The organism is Streptomyces sp. NPDC025784 (assembly GCF_055558435.1).
Genome location: NZ_JBVHMN010000029.1, coordinates 82,897 through 105,079, shown reverse-complemented (window position 1 = coordinate 105,079; position 22,183 = coordinate 82,897). Strand labels below are relative to the sequence as shown.

Genomic DNA, 22,183 nt, shown 5'->3' with positions numbered 1-22,183 from the left:
GTGCCGTCAAGAGGGTGTCTAAATCGGTCGTCACAACCCGATGTTGGACACCCTCCCTCCGTTCGTGAACCCCGCAATTGGAACTACTCGTCTAGGACGTGGGCAGCTGCTGCCCGTAGTCCACCGTCTCCTTCTTCGTCGGCTCCTCGAGCGCGAAGTCCTTGCCCCAGTCGGTCAGCCTGAGGGTGCCGGCGTTGCCGGCACGGACCAGGCGGACCGGGTACGGGGTGCCCTTCAAGGAGACGTCGAGCGTGCCGCCCGCACCCTTGTCGCCGGTGATGCGGATGGTACGGATGCCCGACTGCTCGTAGTGTCCGTCGGTGGCGAGCTTGCCGTGCAGGGTGAGCAGGCCTTCGAGGAGGACGTCCTTGTCGGTGAAGCCGCTGAAGCGCTTGTAGGCGGGGTCGCCGGTCGGCACCTTGACGTACATGCCCTCCAGCTTCTTGGCGGCCGCGCTGTCCGCCGAGGACTTGCCGCCCTTGGCGTCCTGCTGGGTCCAGAACTCGGCGTCGGCCTTCAGGAACAGGTGCGCGCCCACACGCAGCAGCCGGAACGTCGCGCCCTTCGCGGTCACCGAGCCGGTGCCGCCGTCGGACTTGAGGCGCATGTCGAGCGTGTACGTCGTCCCGCCCGACACCACGCTTCCCGAGAGCCGCACGGTGTCCGCCGCCTCGGCAGCCTTCCGCGTCTTCGCCTGAATGGTGGCGGCGGGCAGCTTGCCGACCCCGTTCGTGCCCGCGTCCGGGTCCTCGCCGCCGCCGCACCCCGTCAGCCCCATGCCCGACACGGCCAGTGCGCACGCGGCGCTCACCAGTGCGGCCCTGCGGGTGCGGCCCTGGGGAATTGCAGTCACAGGTGGGGTGCCTCTCGTGCGGGGTCCTTCGCGGCGTACGGCAGCGTACCGGTGCCGTGCACCACGGGCGGAGGCAGTCCGTCCGGACCGCTCACCAGGGCGTATCCGACCTGGACGGGCTAGCCTGAAGCCCACCAGCAGGGACACAACGGGACGGAACGGGCGTACGCGGGCGCATGGAGACCTGGTACCTGCGCGCACACCGCCCACCCGGCCGCCCCGGGTCCGCCGCGCGAAGGAGTCGGCCGGAGATCGCGTACGCCCCCGTACGCAGACAAGGAGGCGCGGGCATGGCCGCAGGCGCCCCGCGGATCTTCGTCTCGCACCTCGCCGGCGTCGCCGTCTTCGACCCGAACGGCGACCAGGTGGGCCGGGTGCGGGAAATCGTCGCCATGCTGCGCGTCGGGCGGCGCCCGCCCAGGCTGCTGGGCCTCGTCGTCGAGCTGTCCACCCGCCGCCGCATCTTCCTGCCCATGACCCGGGTGACCGGTATCGAGTCCGGCCAGGTCATCACCACCGGCGTCCTCAACGTACGGCGCTTCGAGCAGCGGCCCACCGAACGGCTCATCTTCGGCGAACTGCTCGACCGGCGCGTACGCCTGGAGGAGACCGGCGAGGAGGTGACCGTGCTCGACGTGTCGATCCAGCAGCTGCCCGCCCGGCGGGAATGGCAGATCGACCGGGTCTTCGTGCGCAGGGGCCGCGTCGGCGCCTTCCGGCGCAGCAAGGGCGAGACGATGACCGTCGAGTGGTCCGCCGTCACCGGCTTCTCCCTGGAGGAGCACGGGCAGGGCGCCGAGAGTCTGCTCGCCACCTTCGAACAGCTGCGCCCCGCCGACCTGGCCAACGTGCTGCACCACCTGTCCCCGAAGCGGCGCGGCGAGGTCGCCGCCGCGCTGGACGACGACCGGCTCGCCGACGTGCTGGAGGAGCTCCCCGAGGACGACCAGATCGAGATCCTCGGCAAGCTCAAGGAGGAGCGCGCGGCCGACGTGCTGGAGGCGATGGATCCGGACGACGCCGCCGACCTGCTCGCCGAGCTGCCCGCGGCTGACGTGGAACGGCTGCTCACGCTGATGCGGCCCGGCGACGCGGCCGACGTACGGCGCCTGATGGCCTACGCCGAGCGGACGGCGGGCGGCCTCATGACGACCGAGCCCATCGTGCTGCGGCCCGACGCGACGGTCGCCGACGCGCTCGCCCGGGTCCGCAACCCCGACCTCTCCCCCGCGCTCGCGGCCCAGGTCTACGTGTGCCGCCCGCCGGACGAGACCCCCACCGGCAAGTACCTGGGCACCGTCCACTTCCAGCGGCTGCTGCGCGACCCGCCGTTCACCCTCGTCGGCTCGCTCGTCGACGACGGCCTCCAGCCGCTGGACCCGGACGCGGCGCTGCCCGTCGTCGCCGGCTTCTTCGCGACGTACGACATGGTCGCGGCGCCCGTCGTCGACGAGAGCGGCTCGCTCCTCGGCGCGGTGACCGTGGACGACGTGCTGGACCACATGCTGCCGGACGACTGGCGGGAGACGGAGTTCCACCTCACCGACGAGGGGACCCCCCATGGCGCCTGAGCGCGAGAACCGCGAGCGGGTCGTCTCCGGGGCCACCGCCACCACCCGGCCCCGCACGCGGCTCGACCAGCCGAAGCCGCCGCGCCGTCGGCTGGTGCCCGAATGGGACCCGGAGGCCTTCGGACGCCTCTCGGAGCGGATCGCCCGCTTCCTCGGCACCGGACGGTTCATCGTCTGGATGACCGTCGTCATCATCATGTGGGTGGCGTGGAACGTCCTCGCACCGACCGACCTGCGCTTCGACACCTACCCGTTCATCTTCCTGACGCTCATGCTGTCGCTCCAGGCCTCCTACGCCGCCCCGCTGATCCTGCTCGCCCAGAACCGGCAGGACGACCGCGACCGGGTCAACCTCGAACAGGACCGCAAGCAGAACGAGCGGTCCATCGCGGACACCGAATACCTCACACGGGAGATCGCCTCGCTGCGTGTGGGCCTCGGCGAGGTCGCCACCCGCGACTGGATCCGCTCGGAACTCCAGGACCTGATGAAGGACCTGGAGGACCATCACGGCGACGGGCAGGTCGTATTCCCGGCAGAACGGTCCGGCGGACGTGACGTAGACGACCGGTGACGGGGCTTTCCGGGCCCCGGGCCCGTCGCCGTACCATCTTGTCTATGGCTACGGAAGACGCGGTGCGCGAAGCACTGGCGACGGTGAACGACCCCGAGATCCAGCGACCCATCACCGAGCTGGGGATGGTCAAATCGGTGGAGATCGGCGCGGATGGCGCGGTCGCGGTCACCGTGTACCTGACGGTCTCCGGGTGCCCGATGCGCGAGACCATCACGAAGAGCGTGACGGACGCGGTCTCGGCCGTCGAGGGCGTCACGCGTGTCGACGTGACCCTGGACGTGATGAGTGACGAGCAGCGCCGCGAGCTGGCGTCCGCGCTGCGCGGCGGCCAGGCCGAGCGGGAGGTGCCGTTCGCCAAGCCGGGCTCGCTGACCCGTGTGTACGCGGTCGCCTCCGGCAAGGGCGGCGTCGGCAAGTCCTCGGTGACCGTGAACCTGGCGGCGGCGATGGCGGCCGACGGGCTCAAGGTCGGTGTCGTCGACGCCGACATCTACGGCCACTCGGTGCCCCGCATGCTCGGCGCGGACGGCCGTCCCACCCAGGTCGAGAACATGATCATGCCGCCGTCGGCGAACGGCGTGAAGGTCATCTCGATCGGCATGTTCACCCCGGGCAACGCGCCGGTGGTCTGGCGCGGTCCGATGCTCCACCGCGCCCTCCAGCAGTTCCTGGCGGACGTGTTCTGGGGCGACCTGGACGTCCTGCTCCTGGACCTCCCGCCGGGCACGGGCGACATCGCGATCTCCGTCGCCCAGCTGGTCCCGAACGCGGAGATCCTGGTCGTCACCACCCCGCAGCAGGCCGCCGCCGAGGTGGCCGAGCGGGCGGGCTCGATCGCCGTCCAGACCCACCAGAAGATCGTCGGCGTCGTCGAGAACATGTCCGGACTGCCCTGCCCGCACTGCGGCGAGATGGTCGACGTGTTCGGCACGGGCGGCGGCCAGACGGTCGCCGACGGCCTGACCCGCACGACCGGCGCCACGGTCCCGGTCCTCGGCTCCATCCCGATCGACGTCCGCCTGCGCGAGGGCGGCGACGAGGGCAGGCCGGTGGTCCTCTCCGATCCCGACTCCCCGGCCGGCTCCGCCCTGCGTTCCATCGCCGGCAAGCTCGGGGGCCGCCAGCGCGGCCTGTCGGGCATGTCCCTGGGCATCACCCCCCGAAACAAGTTCTGATCCAGCCCGAGCGCCCCGCAAGGGGCGCGAGGAACTGCGTGCGCAACCCCCACCCACCGGCGGACAACACGCCCACGGAAGCACCCCGCAAGGGGCGCGAGGAACTGCGCGCCCAGCCCCCACCGCCCCGCGGACGACACCCGCACCGAGAGCACCCCAGGAACACGAAGAAGGGGGCGCCGCCCACCAGGACGGCGCCCCCTTCTTCGTAGAACCGCCGGCTAGGCGTACGCGCCGATGTCCTTGATCATCGCGAACCCCAGCCCGTACGCACTCATCCCCCGCCCGTACGCGCCCACGTGGACGCCTTCCCGGGTGGATCCCGCGAGCACCCAGCCGAACTCGGACTCGCGGTAGTGGAAGGACGTCGGCACGCCGTCCACGGGAAGGGACAGCGTGGACCAGTCGGACCCGTTCAGGTCGTCGGCCAGGACCCACGCGGTCTCGGTCTGCTGGTCCAGCCAGTTGTCGCGCAGGCTGTGGTCCATCTGGCCGGGCCAGGTGAAGGACAGCAGCCCCACACCGGCCAGCCAGGCCGCGGAGGACACCGAGGTGGCCTCCAGCAGCCCCGTGCCGTCCGCGCTGCGACGGTCGGGGCTGGCCGCGACGGTGACGACGACGGCGAACCGCTCCTTGTCCTCCGTCGCCTCACTGCGCACCGTGGGCTCGTCGCCGTGCCCGATGGAACCGTACTCGACGGCACCGTCCGCCGACGTACCGACCTGCATCAGCCAGCGCGAGCCCGTGAACGCCTCGTCTAGGCCGTACCAAGGGAAGGGCGCCAGCAGGTAGCCGTCGACCGTACGCCGGGCGGAGGGGACGTGTTGTCCGCCCTCCGCGGCCGACGCCTGCGCGCCTACCCGACTTGTCGTCTCCATCTGCCGGACGCCTCCTCGCTCTCGTCGGACCGGGCGGCCCGCCCCCCTCGGGCGTCCTTGTCGGTCCGCACAACAACTCGGCAGCATAGCCACCCCGATCGGAGCAGCAGGGAAACCGCCCGGCGCGTGGGCCGCTTACGCGCCTGATTCAGGCGCGCGGGGCACGCCCACGCAAGGGTGGCCGGGTGCCGAGCGCGGGTACCGGGCCTCAGGGGCCCGGTCACGGGGGCCGTACGGCCCGGTCGCGGTGCCGCGGGGCCGCGGATCCACCGAAGGGCCGTACGGCCCGTCAAGCGGCGCCGTGACGGCTCAGGTGGCGTCCGCGTCGTAGGGCGGGCGCTCGTCCGGGTCGAGCTTCTCGCGCTTCTTGGTCATGTCGACGGAGCCACCGCTCGCGCCACCGGAGGACGACGAGGAGTGGTCGGAGTCGCGGCCGTGCACAGCGTCCGTGACCTCGGCCATCTCCTTCTTCAGGTCGAAGCCGTTACGGATCTCCTTGAGCCCCAGCTCGTCATTGTCCAGCTGCTTGCGGATGAACGTCTTGGGGTTGAGGTCCTCGAACTCGAAGTCCTTGAACTCCGGGCCGAGTTCGTCGCGGATGTCCGCCTTGGCGCTCTCGGAGAAGTCGCGGATCTTGCGGATCGTCCGAGTGACGTCCTGGATCATCTTCGGGAGCTTGTCCGGACCGAAGACGAGCACGGCGAGGACGACGAGCGTCACCAGCTCCAGCGGTCCTATGTCATTGAACACCTGATGCTCCTTGCGATGTCCTCGGTCCTCGGCCCTCGGCAGGTCTTCCGTGGTCCGGGCCGGGTCCACGGTACCTGTCGACCCCGTCCGTCCGGAACTGTCCCGGGGCTTCCGAGTTCATGTACACGGCGGGTTTTCCGTGATGTTTGCCCTTCGGAGCTGGGAAATTGCCTCCGGCTGTGACGTTCGTGTCAGTCCCCGCCGGCGGAACCGAGCACCAGGGTGACCTTCTTCTCGGTGCCGTCGCGCCGCAGGGTCAGCCGGAGCCGGTCGCCCGGCCGGTGGGCCCGTGTCTTCACGATGAGCTCCTCGCCGGAGTGCACACGCCGGCCGTCGACCTCGGTGATCACGTCGCCCGGCTCGATGCCGGCCTTCGCTCCGGGGCCGCCCGCGGTGACCGGCGGGCCACCACCGTTGCCCTTCGTGCCGACCCGGGCGCCGTCGCCCGTGTAGTTCATGTCGAGCGTGACTCCGATCACGGGATGCGTGGCCCTGCCGGTGTTGATCAGCTCCTCGGCGACGCGCTTGCCCTGGTTGATGGGGATGGCGAAGCCCAGTCCGATCGAGCCGGCCTGGCCGCCCTCCAGATCGGAACCGCTGTCGGCGGAGCGGATGGCGCTGTTGATGCCGATGACGCGGGCCTTGGAGTCGAGAAGAGGCCCTCCGGAGTTGCCGGGGTTGATCGGCGCGTCGGTCTGCAGGGCGTTCACGTACGAGACGTCGCTCCCGTCGCCCTTCTCGCCGCCCGCGGTGATGGGCCGTTCCTTGGCGCTGATGATGCCGGAGGTGACGGTGTTGGCGAGGTCGAAGGGCGCTCCGATGGCGACGACGGGGTCCCCGACCTGGACGTTGTCGGAGTTGCCCAGGGGCATGGGGTCGAGTCCGCTGACGCCGGAGACCTTGACGACCGCGAGGTCGTAGCCGCTGTCGTGACCGACGACCTCCGCCTCGGCGCTCTCGCCCCCGCTGAACGTCACGGATATCTCGCCGCTGCTGCCCGCCGGTTCGATCACGTGGTTGTTGGTGAGGATGTGGCCCTGGCCGTCCAGTACGAAGCCGGTTCCGGTGCCCTCCTCGTCGGAACCGCGCACATGCAGGGTGACGACGCTGGGCAGGGCGCGCGCGGCGATCCCCGCCACGCTGTCCGGAGCCCGCCCCGGCGCCTCCTTGGACGCCTGTGGCAGCTCGACGCCACCCAGGCCGCCGTTGCGCTCCAGATACGCCCCTACGGCGCCTCCGAAGCCCCCGGAGGCGAGGGCGATCGCCACGGCCGCGACCACCAGCACCTTCCTGACCCGCCTGCGCCGCTGCGTCACGGTCGCCACGGCGGCCCCGTTCTGCTGGAGGGCTCCGGCGGCGGCCCAGGGGTCGTAGTTCCGCCAGGGGACGTGCGGGGCGGCCGCCTGACCCGGCTGGGCGGCGTCCTGAGGGCCACCACCCGCGTACGGGGCCATGGGCGGGGCCGGCTGCGCGGAGGGGCCCTGCGCTCCGTGCGGGACGGGTGCCCCCGCGGGCAGATGTGTGCCGTGCGCGGGCGTTCCGGCCGGGACCTGCGGGCCGGGCGCGGGCATCTGGGCCGGGACTTGCGCGCCCGGAGCGGGAGCACCGGCCTGTGCGGGCACCCCTCGGTCCGGCGTTCCCTGCGGGACGGGCGCCGCCGCGGGGAAGCGCGTGCCGTGAGCGGGCGTGGTCACCGGGTGCTGGACCGGCGGAGCGGGCGCCCAGGGACCGGGCCTGCCGTAGGGCGGAGTGCTGTACGGATCGGGGTCGTGCAGCGGCTTGGGACGGTCCAGCTCATAGTCGTCGGCGGTGTCCACCGGGGCGTCGTCCCGGCCCGCCGCGGCCGCGCCCGGCGCCCCGGGCCGAGCGGGAACACCCGCGACGGCATCCGGCGCACGGTCGTCCGACGCCGGTCCGGCCAAGGCACCGTCCGCCACCGGTACCGGCGCGGCGGAACCCGCGTCCGGTCCGGGCACGGCCGAGTCCCCGACCGGTCCGGGTGCTGCGGAACCGGCAGCAGCGGCAGGCGCAGCGGCCCCCGCAGCGAGGCCGGGCGGAACCGCCGCGCGGACGTCATCCGGACCCGTCGACGCGGTGTCGCCGGACAGGCTCGCATCGAGGGCCGTGGGCGCGGGCATGGCGTCCGAAGGGCTCGACTCCGGGTGGTGATCCGTGGTGGCGGCGGGCCCAGCGTCATACGGCCGGGGCCTGCTCCACCACTTCGCCTTCGTGGGCTTCCCCTCGTCCATGCTCTCCCCACACCTGACCCGCGGCACAACTCGCCCACGGCCACCACAGATTGCCGACTCCGCGCCCGGGATCTCCCGTGCGGGCGCGGCTCACCCTGGATTCAACCAGGTTCACGGGCTGCCGCGCAGAGGGCGGGGTCAGCGGGCGGTACGAGAGGAGGGGGAAGCGGGGGACGGGGAGAAAGACGGGGACGACGTGGCGGCGGGGGCGGCGAGCAGGCCAGGAGTGGCGAGCTCCTGGACCGCGGACCATGTGGTCAGCGCGAGCGGCTGGACATCTGTCAGCGGACGTATGAGCGGGGACATCGCCGCGGCGCCGGCCATCACCGGTGTCGTCAACGTGTGCACGGCGTCCTGGCCGCGGTCCGGAGCGGGGACTCCGGGCAGCAGCGGTGCGGACACCTCGGTCGGCGCCAGGGGGCTCTCGCCGGACATCCGCTGGCCCTGCGCGAGCAGGGGACCTACGGACCGGCGGCGCTGCGACTCGGGGGTCGTCGCGGCTCCCGCGGTCTGCGAACGGGACGGCGTCACATTGCTACCGGCCCCGGACCCGCCCCGGGCGTCCGTGGTGTCCCCGGGCATGCCGGTGGTCACCCCGCCGAGCGCGACCGCGGCCAGCGACACCGCGCCGGCGGCGGCGAAGGCGAACCGGCGGCTGCGCGAGGACGACCGCTCGGCCTCATGGCGGCTGACGTCATGGATGCGGAAGCCACGCCCCGGGGAGGGGGGCAGGACATCGGCGTGGGGTGCGGCGGGGACGTATCCGAAGGGCTCGCCCCGCACTCCGAACAGTCCGGTGACGCCGGCGCCTCCGGCCAGCCCGCCGCTGCCGAATCCGGCTCCGCCCAGCGGTGACCCGCTGTCGGAGTCGCCGCCCCCGGGAAGCCCCTGGAGGCGCGCGAGGAAGCTCTCGGAGGGCGGCGGTGGGGCGACTTCCGCGAACACGTTCTTCAGTCGACGCTGGGCGTCCGCCTCCGCCTTGCACTTCGCGCAGGTGGCGAGGTGGGCGAGGACGCGCTCACGCGACTCATGACCGAGCTCTCCGTCCACCAGGGCGGAGAGGCGGTCTCCCAGATGCTGCTCAGCCACGGGCCTCTCGGCTGAATTCGGCCGGGTTCCATTCACGCGGTCGCGCCCCCTCCTCCCAGCACGGGTACTCCGGCCACGGCGAACGAGCGGCGCTCGGCGCGGGCCTCGGGAGAGCGGTGGGCCAGGGCCTTGCGCAGCTGCGAGCGGCCGCGGTGGATCCGGCTGCGGACCGTGCCGAGCTTGACGCCCAGGGTCGCGGCGATCTCCTCGTACGACAGGCCCTCGATGTCGCACAGGACGACGGCGGCGCGGAACTCGGGCGCGAGGGTGTCCAGCGCCTGCTGGACGTCGGCGTCGAAGTGCGCGTCGTTGAAGACCTGCTGCGGGGACGGCTCGCGGCTGGGCAGGCGCTCGGCCGCGTCGTCGCCGAGGGCGTCGAAGCGGATGCGCTGCTTGCGGCGCACCATGTCCAGGAAGAGGTTCGTGGTGATGCGGTGCAGCCAGCCCTCGAAGGTGCCGGGCGTGTACGTGGACAGCGAGCGGAAGACGCGGACGAAGACTTCCTGGGTGAGGTCCTCGGCGTCGTGCTGGTTGCCCGTCAGACGGTAGGCGAGGCGGTAGACCCGGCCGCTGTGCGTGCTGACGATCTCCTCCCAGGTGGGCGGAGTCCACGCCTGCGACTCCGCGTCGGTGGTGAACGTCGCGGTCTGCGCCGGGGCAGCATGGAACGTGTCAGCGATGTCGGTCACGGATTTCGGCTCACCCGCCGATCTGAGTAGGCGCCGCAGCACCCCTCCCCGATCCACGGGCGCAGCCGCACCTCCCCTGTCGGCTCTGGTGGTGTCCAGTGGAGCCCCTACCATAGCCACCTCGCCCGTTAGCTCCGGATAAGCGGTTTTACGAGAATTTGATGCGCGCTCATACGACTGCGTCAGCACTTGCTCGTCGTCCCACTCCGCGTCCTGGTCCACGTTTCCCCCCGCTCTTTTTCCCCACCCCTTTAAACGCCTGGTCCCATCTGCGGGTTCCCGGCACCAACGGATACAGTCACGCCGAGGCAATCACGGGGACAGGAGAGGGTCATTACCGGCAACCGGCAGACGAGCTGGGCGTTCGCCGACGCCTTTGTCGCCGAGGACGAAGCGCTGCGCTGGGCCCGGGACCGGGCTCGGGAGGCAGGGCTGCGCTCGGTGTCGCCCGGCACCGGCGCCGCGCTGCGTCTGCTCGCCGCCACCGTGGACGCGAAAGCGGTGGCGGAGATCGGGACCGGGACCGGTGTCTCCGGAATTCATCTGCTGCACGGCATGCGGCCGGACGGGGTACTGACCACGGTGGACCCGGAGCCGGAGCGCCAGCAGTTCGCCCGGCAGGCCTTCCGCGCCGCCGGTTTCGCGAGCAACCGCGCCCGCTTCATCCCGGGCCGCGCGCTGGACGTGCTGCCCCGGCTGGCGGACTCCGGGTACGACCTCGTCTTCTGCGACGGGGACCGTCTGGAGTGCCTGGACTATCTCGCTGAATCGTTGCGCCTGCTGCGGCCGGGCGGGCTGGTCGCCTTCGAGGGCGTCTTCGCGGACGGCCGCACGGTGGACTCGGGGCCGCAGCCCGCGGAGGTCGGCAGGCTGCGTGAGCTGCTGCGCGCGGTGCGCGAGAGCCAGGACCTGGTGCCGTCGCTGCTGCCGGTGGGCGACGGGCTCCTCTGCGCGGTCAAGCGCTGACCGGACCGGTGCCACCGGGCCACCGGGCCACCGGGCCACCGGGCCACCGGGCCACCGGGCCACCGGCCGGACCATCACGCACGGCGCAGCGTCGGCCCGGCAAGCGAGGCCCGGCCCAGAGCCGGGGCGGGAGCCGGGCCGGATCCTCCCGACGGAGCGGACCACCAGGACCCGCCGGCGCGCGGGACCGGCTCATGCACCACTCGTCACCCCGCCGACCTGGCAGGACACCCGTCCAGCGGGCGCGACACGTCGGCCCCGCGCTCCTGAAAAACGTCTTCCCCGGCACCGCGTACGATGCCGGGGAAGACGAACAGGTATGGTCGCGTTCCGCGTCAGCCGACGACCTTCTTGAGGGCGTCGCCGAGCGCGTCGGCCTCGTCAGGGGTCAGCTCGACGACGAGCCGACCGCCGCCTTCGAGCGGAACGCGCATGACGATGCCCCGCCCCTCCTTGGTCACCTCGAGCGGGCCATCGCCCGTCCGCGGCTTCATGGCCGCCATGCTCGTTCCCCTTCCTGAAACCAGCTCATCGTCGCCGACGGCCCCATGGAGGGCACGCACGTCCCCTCATCGGACACACGTCACCGGCATCGAACACATTGCTTCCAGGCCATTATCCCGCATCTCAGGACCCGATGACCAACATCAGTCGGCATCGCTTGCGCAACGCGCTCGACCAAAACCACTCAATTCGGGGATGTGCCTGCGATACTGCGCCGCCGCATGGACTTCCGCCGCTCGGAATTCTTTGACGCAGGTCACATGTCCGGTCCGCGCCACCGTCGATGATCTCCGCCATGCTGTCATCGGACACATGACGTACCGACCGGTACGACCGAGCCGCGACACCGGAGAGGACCCACCATGGCCGACACCGTGCTCTACGAGGTGAGCGACGGACTCGCGACGATCACGCTGAACCGCCCCGAGGCGATGAACGCCATGAACGTCGAGACCAAGGTCGCCCTCCGGGACGCGGCGCAGGCCGCGGCGGCGGACGCGGGTGTGCGGGCGATCCTGCTGACCGCCGCCGGTGACCGGGCGTTCTGCGTCGGGCAGGACCTCAAGGAGCACATCGGTCTGCTGGCCGCCGACAAACAGTCGGGGTCGGGGCAGACGATGAGCACCGTGCGCGAGCACTACAACCCCATCGTGCGGGCCCTGACGGGTGCCGCGAAGCCCGTGGTCGCCGGCGTGAACGGCGTCGCGGCCGGGGCCGGCTTCGGCTTCGCGCTGGCCGCGGACTACCGGGTCGTCGCCGACACCGCGGCCTTCAACACGTCCTTCGCCGGGGTCGCGCTGACCGCCGACTCGGGCATGTCCTGGACGCTGCCCCGGGTCATCGGCCCGAGCCGCGCCGCCGACCTGCTGCTCTTCCCCCGCAGCATCACCGCGCAGGAGGCGTACGAGCTGGGCATCGCGAACCGCGTCGTGCCCGCGGCGGACCTGCGGGCCGAGGCGGAGAAGGTGGCCCGCGCGCTGGCCGAGGGCCCGACCCTCGCCTATGCCGCGCTCAAGGAGTCCCTCGCCTTCGGCCTGACCCACTCCCTCGACGAGGCGCTGGAGAAGGAGGACGAGCTCCAGGGCCGGGCCGGTGCCTCGGAGGACCACACGATCGCCGTGCAGGCCTTCGTGAACAAGGAGAAGCCCAAGTACCTGGGCCGGTGACCGTGCGCGGGGCCGCCGGCCGGCACGGGCCGGCCGCGGTGCCCGCACACCCGCCGTCCGCCCGGCGCTTCTTCCCGGATCCACGGGGTGCCGGACGGGACCGGGCCCTGCCTGGTGCCGCGGCGCTAGCGGGCGGCGCAGTCCGCCAGGTGGTCGTTGACCAGGCCGCAGGCCTGCATCAGCGCGTAGGCCGTGGTCGGGCCGACGAACCGTATGCCGCGCTTCTTGAGTGCCTTGGACAGGGCGGTCGACTCGTCGGTGACGGCCGGCACGTCGGCCAGGGTCCTCGGGGCGGGGCGGGCAGCCGGATCCGGGGCGAACGACCAGATCAGCTCGTCCAGCTCGCCCGCCGCCCAGTCGGCCAGCACGCGTGCGTTGGCCACGGTCGCCTCGATCTTGGCGCGGTTGCGGATGATGCCGGGGTCGGCGAGGAGGCGCTCCTTGTCGGCGTCCGTGAACGTCGCGACCTTGGCGATCTCGAAACCGGCGAAGGCGGCCCGGAAGCCGGGGCGGCGGCGCAGGATGGTGATCCAGGACAGGCCGGACTGGAAGGCCTCCAGGCACAGCCGCTCGTACAGCGCGTCGTCGCCGTGGACGGGCCGGCCCCACTCGTCGTCGTGATAGGCGACGTAGTCCTCGGTCGACAGGGCCCAGGGGCAGCGCAGGGCTCCGTCGGGGCCCGCGAGTGCGTCGCTCACCGGGAGTCCTCCTCGGTGTCCTTGCGCAGCGAGGGGCCGGGCGTCGCGCGGGCGCCGGCGAGCGCGGACTCCAGGTCCGCGATGCGGGAGTCCCGCTCGGAGATCTCGGCGCCGAGGCGGACGAGCGCGTCGTCGACGTCGGCCATGCGGTAGCCGCGCAGGGCGACGGGGAAGCGCAGCGCGTCCACGTCGGTGCGGTTCACCGGCCGGTCCTGGGGCAGCGGGTCCGCGAGCAGTTCGGGCGTGGCCTCGGGCAGGGGCGCGCTCTCGCCGCCACCCACGACGGACAGGGTCACCGCGGCGACCACGACGGCGAGCGCGACGACCAGGAACAAGAACATGTACATCGCTGAGGTCCCCACGCTCTGGTGTCGGCACGGACGCGCCGACGCGGAAGTACGGAAGCTGAAACTGTCAGGGTCAGATCGTGCCATGCGAGTCTGACAGTTAGGGTCGCAGGCGGCTCATCGGCGGAACTTACTGGGAGAGGTCACAGGGGATGCTCAGGCTGGGCAGGCGTGAATTCGGCACGCACGAGCCGGTGATCATGGCGATCGTGAACCGGACCCCGGACTCCTTCTACGACCAGGGAGCCACCTTCCGCGACGAACCGGCGCTCGCGCGCGTGGAGCAGGCGGTGGCCGAGGGCGCCGCGATCATCGACATCGGCGGGGTCAAGGCCGGGCCGGGCGAGGAGGTCACGGCCGAGGAGGAGGCGCGACGCACGGTCGGTTTCGTGGCCGAGGTCCGCCGGGGCTTCCCGGACGTGGTCATCAGCGTCGACACCTGGCGGCACGAGGTGGGCGAGGCGGTCTGCGAGGCGGGGGCCGACCTGCTGAACGACGCGTGGGGCGGGGTCGACCCGCGGCTGGCGGAGGTGGCCGCACGGTACGGGGTCGGGTTGGTGTGCACCCACGCCGGCGGGGCCGAGCCGCGTACGCGCCCGCACCGGGTCGCGTACGACGACGTCATGGCCGACATCCTGCGGGTGACCGTGGGGCTCGCCGAGCGGGCGGTGGAGCTGGGGGTGCCGCGGGAGTCCGTCCTCATCGACCCGGGGCACGACTTCGGCAAGAACACCCGGCACAGCCTGGAGGCGACGCGACGGCTGGGCGAGATGACCGCTACGGGGTGGCCGGTGCTGGTCTCCCTGTCCAACAAGGACTTCGTCGGGGAGACGCTCGACAAGCCGGTGAAGGAGCGGGTGCTCGGGACGCTGGCGACCACCGCCGTGTCGGCGTGGCTGGGTGCCCAGGTGTACCGCGTCCACGAGGTCGCGGAGACCCGGCAGGTGCTGGACATGGTGGCGTCGATCGCGGGGCACCGGGCCCCGGCGGTCGCCCGGCGGGGGCTGGCGTAGGGGCGCTCGCCCCCACGCCACCCGCGGGAGCTACCTGCCGGCCTCCTTCGACACCAGGGCCACCGCCTCTTCCACCTCGTCCGTCAGATGGAAGAGCATCAGGTCCTTCTCCGAGGCCTTGCCCTGGGCGATGAGGGTGTTCTTGAGCCAGTCGACGAGGCCGCCCCAGTAGGCCGTGCCGAACAGGACGATCGGGAAGCGGGTGACCTTCTGGGTCTGGACGAGGGTGAGCGCCTCGAAGAGTTCGTCGAGGGTGCCGAGGCCGCCGGGCAGCACCACGAACCCCTGGGCGTACTTGACGAACATCATCTTGCGGACGAAGAAGTACCGGAAGTTGAGGCCGATGTCCACGTAGGGGTTGAGGCCCTGTTCGAAGGGGAGCTCGATGCCGAGGCCGACGGAGATGCCCTTCGCCTCGCAGGCACCCTTGTTCGCGGCCTCCATGGCGCCGGGGCCGCCGCCCGTGATCACGGCGAAGCCGGCCTCGACCAGGCCGCGGCCGAGGGCGACGCCCGTCTCGTACTCGGGCGAGTCCACCGCTGTGCGGGCCGAACCGAACACGCTGATCGCGGGCGGGAGTTCCGCCAGCGTGCCGAAGCCTTCGATGAACTCCGACTGGATGCGCAGCACTCGCCAAGGGTCGGTGTGCACCCAGTCGGACGGACCGCCCGCGTCGAGCAGCCGCTGGTCCGTGGTGCTCGCCTGCACCTGGTCCCGCCTGCGCAGCACCGGTCCCAGCCGCTGCTCCTCCGGTGGCCGCTTCTTGCCCTCGGGGTTGCCAGTAGCCATGTCCGCTCCCTCCGCGTCGGGGTCTTACCCGGCCCGGTCCAAGCCGGGGACCGGGGAAGGCCGTTCCGCCCCAGCGTAGATCCACGCCGGTTACGGAGGGGGGACGCGAGCATGTCCGCCATGAACCGCCGTCGGGTACGGCTCAGGCGGTGAGCCAGGCCCTCAACCGCTCCTCGCCCGCGAGGATCTTGGCCGTTTCGACCCTTTCGTCACGCTTGTGCGCCAAGTGCGGGTTGCCCGGACCGTAGTTCACCGCGGGGACGCCTAGGGCGCTGAAGCGGGAGACATCCGTCCAGCCGTACTTCGGCTGCGGGGTGCCGCCGACCGCCTCGATGAACGCGGCGGCGGCCGGGTGGGAGAGCCCGGGGAGGGCGGCACCGCTGTGGTCGTCCACGACGAACTCCTCGACCCCGCAGTCCGCGAAGACCTCGCGGACGTGGGCGACGGCCTCCTCCTCGGTGCGGTCGGGCGCGTAGCGGAAATTGACGGTCACCACGCACTCGTCGGGGATGACGTTGCCGGCGACGCCGCCGGAGACCGCCACCGCGTTCAGGCCCTCGCGGTACTCGAGGCCGTCGATGACGGGGTAGCGGGGCTGGTACTCGGCGAGCCGGGCCAGGATCGGGGCGGCCGAGTGGATGGCGTTCGAGCCCATCCAGCTGCGGGCGGAGTGGGCGCGCTCGCCCGTCGTCCTGAGCAGCACCCGCAGCGTGCCCTGGCAGCCGCCCTCGACCTGACCGTCCGAGGGCTCCAGGAGGACGGCGAAGTCGCCCTCCAGCCAGTCGGGGTGGGCCTCCGCCACGTGCTTCAGACCGTTCAGGTCCGCCGCGACCTCTTCGTTGTCGTAGAAGACGAAGGTGAGATCGCGGTTGGGGGCGGGCACGGTGGCCGCGATGCGGAGCTGGACGGCCACGCCCGACTTCATGTCGCAGGTGCCGCAGCCCCACAGCACGCCGTCCTCGTCCAGGCGGGAGGGGACGTTGTCGGCGATGGGCACGGTGTCGATGTGGCCGGCGAGGATCACGCGCTCGGCGCGGCCCAGGTTCGTCCGCGCGACGACGTTGTTGCCGTACCGGTCGACCGTCAGGTGCGGCAGGGCGCGCAGGGCGGCCTCGACGGCGTCGGCGAGCGGCTTCTCGCTGCCGCTCTCCGAGGGGAAGTCGACGAGCTGAGCGGTGAGCCGGGCGGCGTCGAGGGTGAGGTCAAGCGGGGTGTCGGCCATGGCGTCGACCCTAGCGTTTCCGGCCGCCGGCTCCGCTCTTCCGGCCGGAGGGGGCCGGTCGCCCCGGGCGGCTCAGAAGTCGTCCACAATCCCAGGTACCACCGACAGGACCCTCCAGTACCTTGTACGTCGTGTCAGAGCCGTCCCCCGCACCCGTCCGGCGCGGCCGCCTCCTCCGTTCCGGGGCGGCCGTCGTGGTCCTGCTCGCGCTCGCGGGCTATCTCGCCGTGCAGTACCTCACGGGAGGCACCGGAGCGCCGAGATGCAAGGTCGTCTCGGGCAAGGGCGACGGCGCGTCGTACGAGTTCACCCCGGAGCAGGCGGCGAACGCGGCGACGATCTCCGCGGTGGGCACCTCCCGGGGCATGCCCGAGCGCGCGGTGACGATCGCCCTGGCGACGGCGCTCCAGGAGTCCGGCCTGCGCAACATCACCCACGGCGACCGGGACTCGCTCGGCCTGTTCCAGCAGCGGCCCTCACAGGGCTGGGGCACGACGAAGCAGATCATGGACCCGACGTATTCGGCGGGGATCTTCTACGAGCACCTGGCGAAGGTGCCGGGCTATTCGCGGCTGCCGCTCACCGTCGCAGCGCAGCGGGTGCAGCGCAGCGGCTATCCCCAGGCGTACGCGAAGCACGAGCCGGACGCCATCCTGCTCGCCGCGGCCCTGACCGGCCGCGCGGCGGCCACGCTGACCTGCGAGGGACGCCCGGACGCGACCGAGGCGGGCGGCTCGGACTCGGTACGGACCGCGCTCGTACGGGACTTCGGACGCGAGGTGTTCCAGGAGGCGGGTGCCGACGTGGGCGCCGGGGGCGCCTCGGCCGTGCCGTCGACCGCCGCGTCGGCTCCGGCGACGGGCGGCAGCCGGACCGTGACCGTCCCCGTGCGCGACGCGGCGGCCTCCGACACGGACGCCGCCCGGCGCGGCTGGGAGCTGGCGCACTGGGCCGTGGCGAACTCCTCGGCACTGCACATCGACCGGGTGTCGTACGCCGGGCGCGAATGGACCGCCGGCGGTACCGAGGGCGAATGGCGCACGACGGGTGCGCAGGGAAGCCCGGCCGCGGGGAAGGCCGCCGCCGAGGTCCGGATCGTCACTGCGCAGTAGTACGGCGCCTCACCCGTCCGAGGGACTCGCCCCACGTCACTCCGCCGATGTGCGCAGGTTTTCGCGCGGTCACCCCCGCTACCGTCGAATCCCTTGAGAACAAAGGGCGGTAAGGATTCGGCAGACTTTCCGACCGGGTGCCCTTTGCCCGCTTTTATCCGCAGCCGATAATGCGACGCATTGCCAACTCTTTACGTCGGGCCACCGCAACCTTCGCGGGTTTCGAGCGGTAGTCACTGCGTCCGACGCCCAAGACGATCACCGGCAGCCAGCCGGTCAACTGCCGGGCTCGGGTGGACACTTCCACGTTCTCTCCCGTCTAAGGAGCATCATGTCCCTCCCCCTGACCCGCCGGATCGCCCGTGCCGCGCTGCTCATCGCAGCGGGAGCGGCTCCCGTGGTCGGTGCGGCCGGCTCCGCCAGCGCAGCGGCCGAACTCCCGGCCACCCCCGACCTCGGTGGGCTGACCGCCCTGGACGGGGCGAGCGTCGGCAACACCGTCGACGGTGCGGCACAGAAGGTCACCGGGCTCGCGGGCGACACCGGCAGCAAGACGGTCGAGAAGGCCGTGCCCGCCGCGGGCAAGACCAGTGGGAAGGTCGCCAAGAAGGCGACGCCGGCCGCGCAGAAGGTGGCCGGCGACGCGGCGGGGCAGGCCGGCGGCCTGCTCGGCGACACCACGAAGACGGCGACCGGTGGCGGCCTGCCGACGGACGCGGTGACCAAGGGCGGGCTGCCGACCGGCCGGCTGCCGCTGAAGGGGCTGCCGCTCGGCTGACCACAGGGCCGGTACGCCCGATCACAGGGCCGGTACGACGGAGGGGTCCGGGGAGCTGTCCCCGGACCCCTCCGCGCTGCTCTGCGGCGGGTTCAGGCCTGGCGGGACAGCCGCTCGACCGCTGCGGCGACCCGCTCGTCCGAAGCCGTCAGGGCGACCCGCACGAACGTCTCGCCCGCCGTGCCGTAGAAGTCGCCGGGGGCGACCAGGATGCCCAGCTCGGCCAGGTGGGCCACCGTGTCCCAGCAGGACTCGTCGCGGGTGGCCCAGAGGTAGAGGCTCGCCTCGCTGTGCTCGATGCGGAAGCCGTGGCCGAGCAGCGCGTCACGCAGCGCGGTGCGCCGGGCGGCGTAGCGCTCGCGCTGCTCGCGGACGTGGGTGTCGTCCGAGAGGGCGGCGACCACCGCGGCCTGGGTCGGCGCGGACGTCATCATGCCGCCGTGCTTGCGGATCTGGAGGAGCTCGCCGAGGACGGCGGGGTCACCCGCGAGGAAGGCGGCACGGTAGCCGGCCAGGTTGGAGCGCTTCGAGAGGGAGTGCACCGAGACGATCCCCTCGTAGGAACCGCCGCACACGTCCGGGTGCAGCACCGAGACCGGGTCCGCCTCCCAGCCCAGCTCGATGTAGCACTCGTCGGAGAAGACCAGCACACCGTGCTCGCGGGCCCAGGCGACGATCCGGGTCAGCTCCGCCTTGGACAGGACCCGGCCGGTGGGGTTCGACGGCGAGTTGAGCCACAGCAGCTTCAGACCCGCCGGGTCCAGTTCGGTGGGGTCGTCGTAGACGACGTGCTCGGCCCGGGCCAGCCGCGCTCCGACCTCGTACGTCGGGTACGCGAGGCGCGGGTGGGCGACCTTGTCACCGGGGCCGAGGCCCAGCTGCGTCGGCAGCCAGGCCACGAGCTCCTTGGAGCCGACGACGGGCAGCACATGGCGGTGGGTGACGTCCCGCGCCCCGAGGCGCCGCTCCACCCAGCCCGTGAGCGCGTCCCGCAGCTCGGGCGTGCCCCACACGGTGGGATAGCCGGGCGAGTCCGCGGCGGCGACCAGAGCCTTCTGGATCAGCTCGGGCACCGGGTCGACCGGGGTGCCGACGGACAGGTCGACGATGCCGCCCGGGTGAGCGGCGGCCGTCGCCTTGTAGGGCTCCAGCTTGTCCCAGGGGAAGGTGGGAAGCCGGTCGGAGACTGCGGACACGGGATCGGGCTCACTTTCTCGTACGTACGACCCGTACGTATCGCTGGTACTCGCTGTGCTCGCCGCGGGCCGTACCCGTCGCACGGGGCGCACGCGCCCGGTACGGCAAACGCCTCGGTCCCGTACGGCGACCGGAACGATCCGGCCGTACGGGACCGAGGCGGTGCGTGTGCGAGCCGCTTACTGGTTCTGCGGCGGCAGCGCTGCGACGAAGGGGTGGTCGCGCTCGATCAGACCGAGCTTGCTGGCACCGCCGGGCGAGCCGAGCTCGTCGAAGAACTCGACGTTCGCCTTGTAGTAGTCCTTCCACTCTTCGGGAGTGTCGTCCTCGTAGAAGATCGCCTCGACCGGGCACACCGGCTCACAGGCTCCACAGTCGACGCATTCGTCCGGGTGGATGTACAAGGACCGGGAGCCCTCGTAGATGCAGTCGACCGGGCACTCCTCGATGCACGCCTTGTCCTTGACGTCGACACAAGGCTGCGCGATGACGTAGGTCACGCTGTCGTTCCTCCTCGATAGGGCGCTGGCGGGCCTCCGTAGGCTCCGCCGCCTGGCGCGCGGGAGCGCGGCGTCGTCGATGCCCGCCCCTAGTATCTCCGTTCTTGGGCATGATCCGAACAGGAGGGGTGAACTGACCTGTGGAAATCTCGCCGTCCGGCCGCCTTGAGGTCCGTATCACCGCTGCTGACGTGGGAAAACGTGTCTCAGTACGACGCTTGAGCGACGATGGAGACACGGGAGAGAAGTTCACCGACACGGTCGGTGTTCTCACATCATGGGACAACGGTGTGCTGCTGATCACACGGCGGACCGGCGAACGTGTCCGGATCGCGGAATCCTCGCTGGTCGCGGGCAAGGTCGTGCCGGCCGCCCCGGCGCGTCGGCGGGGCCCCGCGGCCTCGTACGAGGAGCTGGCGCGGGTCGCCGCGCGGGCCTGGCGGCCCGTGGAGAGCGAGCGGCTCGGCGGATGGGAGCTGCGGGCCGCCGCCGGGTTCACCCGGCGGGCCAACTCCGTGCTGCCCCTCGGGGACCCCGGCATGCCGCTGGACGACGCGCTGGCGTACGCGGGCGCCTGGTACGCAGCCCGTGACCTGCCCGCCTACGTCCAGACCGCGACCGGGGCCGAGGGCACGCAGGAGCTGCTGTGCGCGGAGCTGGAGGAGCGCGGCTGGGTCCGTGAGGTGACGGCAGGCCTGTGGATCGGTTCGCTCGCGCCGATCGCGGACCGGGACGCGCCCGGGGTCACGCTCTCGCGTACGGCCGACGATGCCTGGCTGGGCCGCTACCAGCGCAAGGGGCTCGGCGAGGTGGCGCTGAAGGTGCTGGGCAGCGGGCCCTCCGTGTGGTTCGCGACCGTGCCGGGCGAGGAGGGCGGGGCGCCCGCCGCGATCGGCCGCTGCGTGGTGGACGGCCGCTGGGCCGGATTCGCCGCCGTCGAGGTCGGCCCGGCGCACCGGCGCAGGGGCCTCGGTACCGCAGTGATGGCCGCCCTGGCCCGCCGGGCCCTGGACGAGGGCGCCTCGGCCGCCTGGCTCCAGGTGGAGGACGACAACGCGGCCGCACGTGCGCTGTACACCGGGATGGGCTTCGCGCCCCACCACTCCTACCACCACTACCGCCGGGTCGCGGACGCCGGAGCGGGCGGGCACGGTTTCGGCGCCGCCGAGCCGTATCGATCGGCGTGAAGGGGCACGAGTCCGGCATGCGTTGCTCTCCACAGCCACCGGAACCGGAGCGGGCCGCCGAGGTGCGACGGCTCTTCGCCGAGGAGGCCCGGACCGAACGGCCGGACCTGTCGATGCTGAGCCTGCTGATCGGTGCGGCGGCCGACGGGACGCTCGACGAGGCCGGGACGGACGCGGCGCAGATCGAGCTGGACCGGCTGGCGGGACTGCTGCCGTTCCGCCCGGGCGGGCCCCGGTCCTGGGCCGCCGCCCTCGCCGAACTGCTCGGCGGGCGCTGCGGGTTCCACGGCTCGCCGGCCGACTACCAGCGGCTGGAGTCCTCACTGCTGCACGAGGTGCTGATGCGGCACCGCGGGCTGCCCATCCTGCTCTCCGTGGTGTGGATGGAGGTGGCGCGACGGGCCGGCGCGCCGGTGTACGGGGTCGCCCTGCCCGGGCACTTCGTCGTGGGCTTCGGACCGGCCGAGCAGCAGGTGCTCGCCGACCCCTTCGACGGCGGGCGGGTGCTGACCGGCCCGGACGCCGAACTGCTCGTCGCGGGGGCGACCGGCGCGCCCCTGGACCCGTCGATGCTCTCCCCCGCCGACCCGCTCGACGTCGTCCTGCGCGTCCTGAACAACATCCGGGCCTGGGCGGCCCCCCGTCCGGAGCGCTCCGACGTGTCGCTGTGGGCCGTCGAGCTGTCCCTCCTGCTGCCCGCGCACCCGGCGCGGCTGCGCTACGAGCGGGCCCAGCTCCTCGTCAAGCGCGGCGACTTCCTGGGTGGGGCCACCGAACTCGACGCGTACGCCGACGTGGTGGCCGCCGTCGACGAGCCGGCCGCGGTCCGGGTACGCCACCAGGCCGACGCGGCACGGGCGATGCTCAACTGAC

Annotated in this window: 23 protein-coding genes; 10 read left to right on the top strand and 13 right to left on the bottom strand. The window is 72.2% G+C overall.

Annotated features, from left to right (window positions below):
- Positions 1–91: 91 nt before the first annotated feature.
- Entirely contained in the window at positions 92–853 is a 762-nt protein-coding gene (locus ACZ4IF_RS41975; protein ID WP_467573693.1) for a hypothetical protein, read from the bottom strand.
- A 290-nt stretch (positions 854–1,143) separates the two neighbouring features.
- Here ACZ4IF_RS41975 and ACZ4IF_RS41970 point away from each other — a divergent pair, with 290 nt between their 5' ends.
- The 3 genes from ACZ4IF_RS41970 to ACZ4IF_RS41960 are packed head-to-tail and all read left to right on the top strand — an operon-like array spanning position 1,144 to position 4,176.
- Entirely contained in the window at positions 1,144–2,424 is a 1,281-nt protein-coding gene (locus ACZ4IF_RS41970) for a magnesium transporter MgtE N-terminal domain-containing protein (RefSeq protein WP_467573690.1), read from the top strand.
- Positions 2,414–2,998 (top strand): DUF1003 domain-containing protein, encoded by a 585-nt coding sequence (locus ACZ4IF_RS41965; RefSeq protein ID WP_467573687.1) that lies wholly within the window; start codon positions 2,414–2,416, stop codon positions 2,996–2,998. The genes ACZ4IF_RS41970 and ACZ4IF_RS41965 overlap by 11 nt, the downstream gene beginning before the upstream one ends.
- Positions 2,999–3,042: 44 nt before the next feature.
- Positions 3,043–4,176: an Mrp/NBP35 family ATP-binding protein gene (locus ACZ4IF_RS41960; RefSeq protein WP_467573684.1), complete on the top strand. Its 1,134-nt coding sequence runs from the start codon at positions 3,043–3,045 to the stop codon at positions 4,174–4,176.
- 221 nt (positions 4,177–4,397) lie between these two features.
- Here the strand turns inward: ACZ4IF_RS41960 and ACZ4IF_RS41955 are convergent, their stop codons facing one another.
- The 5 genes from ACZ4IF_RS41955 to sigE all read right to left on the bottom strand — a co-directional run bounded on the left by ACZ4IF_RS41955 (position 4,398) and on the right by sigE (position 9,873).
- The gene (locus tag ACZ4IF_RS41955; RefSeq protein ID WP_467573680.1) at positions 4,398–5,054 is read right to left on the bottom strand and encodes a hypothetical protein; all 657 of its coding nucleotides are present in this window, start codon (positions 5,052–5,054) and stop codon (positions 4,398–4,400) included.
- 309 nt (positions 5,055–5,363) lie between these two features.
- The gene (locus ACZ4IF_RS41950) at positions 5,364–5,804 is read right to left on the bottom strand and encodes a sec-independent translocase (RefSeq protein ID WP_028801975.1); all 441 of its coding nucleotides are present in this window, start codon (positions 5,802–5,804) and stop codon (positions 5,364–5,366) included.
- A 191-nt stretch (positions 5,805–5,995) separates the two neighbouring features.
- A complete protein-coding gene (locus ACZ4IF_RS41945) occupies positions 5,996–8,053 on the bottom strand; it encodes a S1C family serine protease (protein ID WP_467573676.1) in 2,058 nt (685 codons plus the stop codon).
- 138 nt (positions 8,054–8,191) lie between these two features.
- Complete coding sequence (locus ACZ4IF_RS41940; RefSeq protein ID WP_467573671.1) at positions 8,192–9,178, bottom strand: anti-sigma factor family protein; 987 nt, start codon at positions 9,176–9,178, stop codon at positions 8,192–8,194.
- Positions 9,175–9,873, bottom strand: a complete 699-nt coding sequence (gene sigE / locus ACZ4IF_RS41935) for an RNA polymerase sigma factor SigE (protein ID WP_095936463.1) — start codon at positions 9,871–9,873, stop codon at positions 9,175–9,177. The genes ACZ4IF_RS41940 and sigE overlap by 4 nt, the downstream gene beginning before the upstream one ends.
- A 225-nt stretch (positions 9,874–10,098) precedes the next feature.
- On the opposite strand from sigE, the gene ACZ4IF_RS41930 reads away from it, so the two are divergent.
- Entirely contained in the window at positions 10,099–10,797 is a 699-nt protein-coding gene (locus ACZ4IF_RS41930) for an O-methyltransferase (RefSeq protein ID WP_467573701.1), read from the top strand.
- 335 nt (positions 10,798–11,132) lie between these two features.
- Here ACZ4IF_RS41930 and ACZ4IF_RS41925 read toward each other — a convergent pair whose 3' ends face one another.
- Positions 11,133–11,300: a DUF3117 domain-containing protein gene (locus ACZ4IF_RS41925; protein WP_003966491.1), complete on the bottom strand. Its 168-nt coding sequence runs from the start codon at positions 11,298–11,300 to the stop codon at positions 11,133–11,135.
- 363 nt (positions 11,301–11,663) lie between these two features.
- Here ACZ4IF_RS41925 and chcB point away from each other — a divergent pair, with 363 nt between their 5' ends.
- Positions 11,664–12,467, top strand: coding sequence for a 2-cyclohexenylcarbonyl CoA isomerase (chcB, locus tag ACZ4IF_RS41920; RefSeq protein ID WP_095936462.1), 804 nt, complete (start codon positions 11,664–11,666; stop codon positions 12,465–12,467).
- 125 nt (positions 12,468–12,592) lie between these two features.
- Here the strand turns inward: chcB and ACZ4IF_RS41915 are convergent, their stop codons facing one another.
- Entirely contained in the window at positions 12,593–13,165 is a 573-nt protein-coding gene (locus tag ACZ4IF_RS41915; RefSeq protein WP_467573666.1) for a DNA-3-methyladenine glycosylase I, read from the bottom strand.
- Positions 13,162–13,512 (bottom strand): DivIVA domain-containing protein, encoded by a 351-nt coding sequence (locus ACZ4IF_RS41910; RefSeq protein WP_432174183.1) that lies wholly within the window; start codon positions 13,510–13,512, stop codon positions 13,162–13,164. The genes ACZ4IF_RS41915 and ACZ4IF_RS41910 overlap by 4 nt, the downstream gene beginning before the upstream one ends.
- 152 nt (positions 13,513–13,664) lie before the next feature.
- Here ACZ4IF_RS41910 and folP point away from each other — a divergent pair, with 152 nt between their 5' ends.
- Entirely contained in the window at positions 13,665–14,525 is an 861-nt protein-coding gene (gene folP / locus ACZ4IF_RS41905) for a dihydropteroate synthase (RefSeq protein ID WP_467573662.1), read from the top strand.
- 30 nt (positions 14,526–14,555) lie between these two features.
- On the opposite strand, the gene ACZ4IF_RS41900 is transcribed toward folP, so the two are convergent.
- Both ACZ4IF_RS41900 and dapE read right to left on the bottom strand, forming a co-directional pair.
- The gene (locus ACZ4IF_RS41900; protein WP_095936458.1) at positions 14,556–15,314 is read right to left on the bottom strand and encodes an LOG family protein; all 759 of its coding nucleotides are present in this window, start codon (positions 15,312–15,314) and stop codon (positions 14,556–14,558) included.
- 142 nt (positions 15,315–15,456) lie between these two features.
- Complete coding sequence (gene dapE, locus ACZ4IF_RS41895) at positions 15,457–16,536, bottom strand: succinyl-diaminopimelate desuccinylase (RefSeq protein ID WP_432188305.1); 1,080 nt, start codon at positions 16,534–16,536, stop codon at positions 15,457–15,459.
- A 131-nt stretch (positions 16,537–16,667) separates the two neighbouring features.
- Between dapE and ACZ4IF_RS41890 the strand changes: the two genes are divergently transcribed.
- Both ACZ4IF_RS41890 and ACZ4IF_RS41885 read left to right on the top strand, forming a co-directional pair.
- A complete protein-coding gene (locus tag ACZ4IF_RS41890) occupies positions 16,668–17,648 on the top strand; it encodes a VldE C-terminal domain-containing protein (RefSeq protein ID WP_467573656.1) in 981 nt (326 codons plus the stop codon).
- Between the two features lie 331 nt (positions 17,649–17,979).
- The gene (locus ACZ4IF_RS41885; protein WP_467573653.1) at positions 17,980–18,426 is read left to right on the top strand and encodes an ATP-binding protein; all 447 of its coding nucleotides are present in this window, start codon (positions 17,980–17,982) and stop codon (positions 18,424–18,426) included.
- A gap of 92 nt (positions 18,427–18,518) precedes the next feature.
- Here ACZ4IF_RS41885 and ACZ4IF_RS41880 read toward each other — a convergent pair whose 3' ends face one another.
- Together ACZ4IF_RS41880 and fdxA are read right to left on the bottom strand one after the other, a co-directional pair.
- The gene (locus tag ACZ4IF_RS41880) at positions 18,519–19,622 is read right to left on the bottom strand and encodes a bifunctional succinyldiaminopimelate transaminase/glutamate-prephenate aminotransferase (protein WP_467573650.1); all 1,104 of its coding nucleotides are present in this window, start codon (positions 19,620–19,622) and stop codon (positions 18,519–18,521) included.
- A 180-nt stretch (positions 19,623–19,802) separates the two neighbouring features.
- On the bottom strand, positions 19,803–20,123 hold the full coding sequence (gene fdxA / locus ACZ4IF_RS41875; RefSeq protein WP_019058397.1) for a ferredoxin: 321 nt from the start codon (positions 20,121–20,123) through the stop codon (positions 19,803–19,805).
- A 140-nt stretch (positions 20,124–20,263) separates the two neighbouring features.
- Here fdxA and ACZ4IF_RS41870 point away from each other — a divergent pair, with 140 nt between their 5' ends.
- Both ACZ4IF_RS41870 and ACZ4IF_RS41865 read left to right on the top strand, forming a co-directional pair.
- Positions 20,264–21,310 (top strand): GNAT family N-acetyltransferase, encoded by a 1,047-nt coding sequence (locus tag ACZ4IF_RS41870; RefSeq protein WP_467573646.1) that lies wholly within the window; start codon positions 20,264–20,266, stop codon positions 21,308–21,310.
- A gap of 17 nt (positions 21,311–21,327) precedes the next feature.
- On the top strand, positions 21,328–22,182 hold the full coding sequence (locus ACZ4IF_RS41865; protein ID WP_467573642.1) for a transglutaminase family protein: 855 nt from the start codon (positions 21,328–21,330) through the stop codon (positions 22,180–22,182).
- Position 22,183: the final 1 nt, after the last annotated feature.

Bases quoted from the DNA above. Each gene is read 5' to 3' on its own strand.
- ACZ4IF_RS41970 (WP_467573690.1), top strand. From the start codon at position 1,144: ATGGCCGCAGGCGCCCCGCGGATCTTCGTCTCGCACCTCGCCGGCGTC.
- ACZ4IF_RS41965 (WP_467573687.1), top strand. From the start codon at position 2,414: ATGGCGCCTGAGCGCGAGAACCGCGAGCGGGTCGTCTCCGGGGCCACC.
- ACZ4IF_RS41960 (WP_467573684.1), top strand. From the start codon at position 3,043: ATGGCTACGGAAGACGCGGTGCGCGAAGCACTGGCGACGGTGAACGAC.
- ACZ4IF_RS41955 (WP_467573680.1), bottom strand. From the start codon at position 5,054: ATGGAGACGACAAGTCGGGTAGGCGCGCAGGCGTCGGCCGCGGAGGGC.
- ACZ4IF_RS41945 (WP_467573676.1), bottom strand. From the start codon at position 8,053: ATGGACGAGGGGAAGCCCACGAAGGCGAAGTGGTGGAGCAGGCCCCGG.
- ACZ4IF_RS41925 (WP_003966491.1), bottom strand. From the start codon at position 11,300: ATGGCGGCCATGAAGCCGCGGACGGGCGATGGCCCGCTCGAGGTGACC.
- chcB (WP_095936462.1), top strand. From the start codon at position 11,664: ATGGCCGACACCGTGCTCTACGAGGTGAGCGACGGACTCGCGACGATC.
- ACZ4IF_RS41910 (WP_432174183.1), bottom strand. From the start codon at position 13,512: ATGTACATGTTCTTGTTCCTGGTCGTCGCGCTCGCCGTCGTGGTCGCC.
- folP (WP_467573662.1), top strand. From the start codon at position 13,665: ATGCTCAGGCTGGGCAGGCGTGAATTCGGCACGCACGAGCCGGTGATC.
- ACZ4IF_RS41900 (WP_095936458.1), bottom strand. From the start codon at position 15,314: ATGGCTACTGGCAACCCCGAGGGCAAGAAGCGGCCACCGGAGGAGCAG.
- dapE (WP_432188305.1), bottom strand. From the start codon at position 16,536: ATGGCCGACACCCCGCTTGACCTCACCCTCGACGCCGCCCGGCTCACC.
- ACZ4IF_RS41885 (WP_467573653.1), top strand. From the start codon at position 17,980: ATGTCCCTCCCCCTGACCCGCCGGATCGCCCGTGCCGCGCTGCTCATC.
- ACZ4IF_RS41865 (WP_467573642.1), top strand. From the start codon at position 21,328: ATGCGTTGCTCTCCACAGCCACCGGAACCGGAGCGGGCCGCCGAGGTG.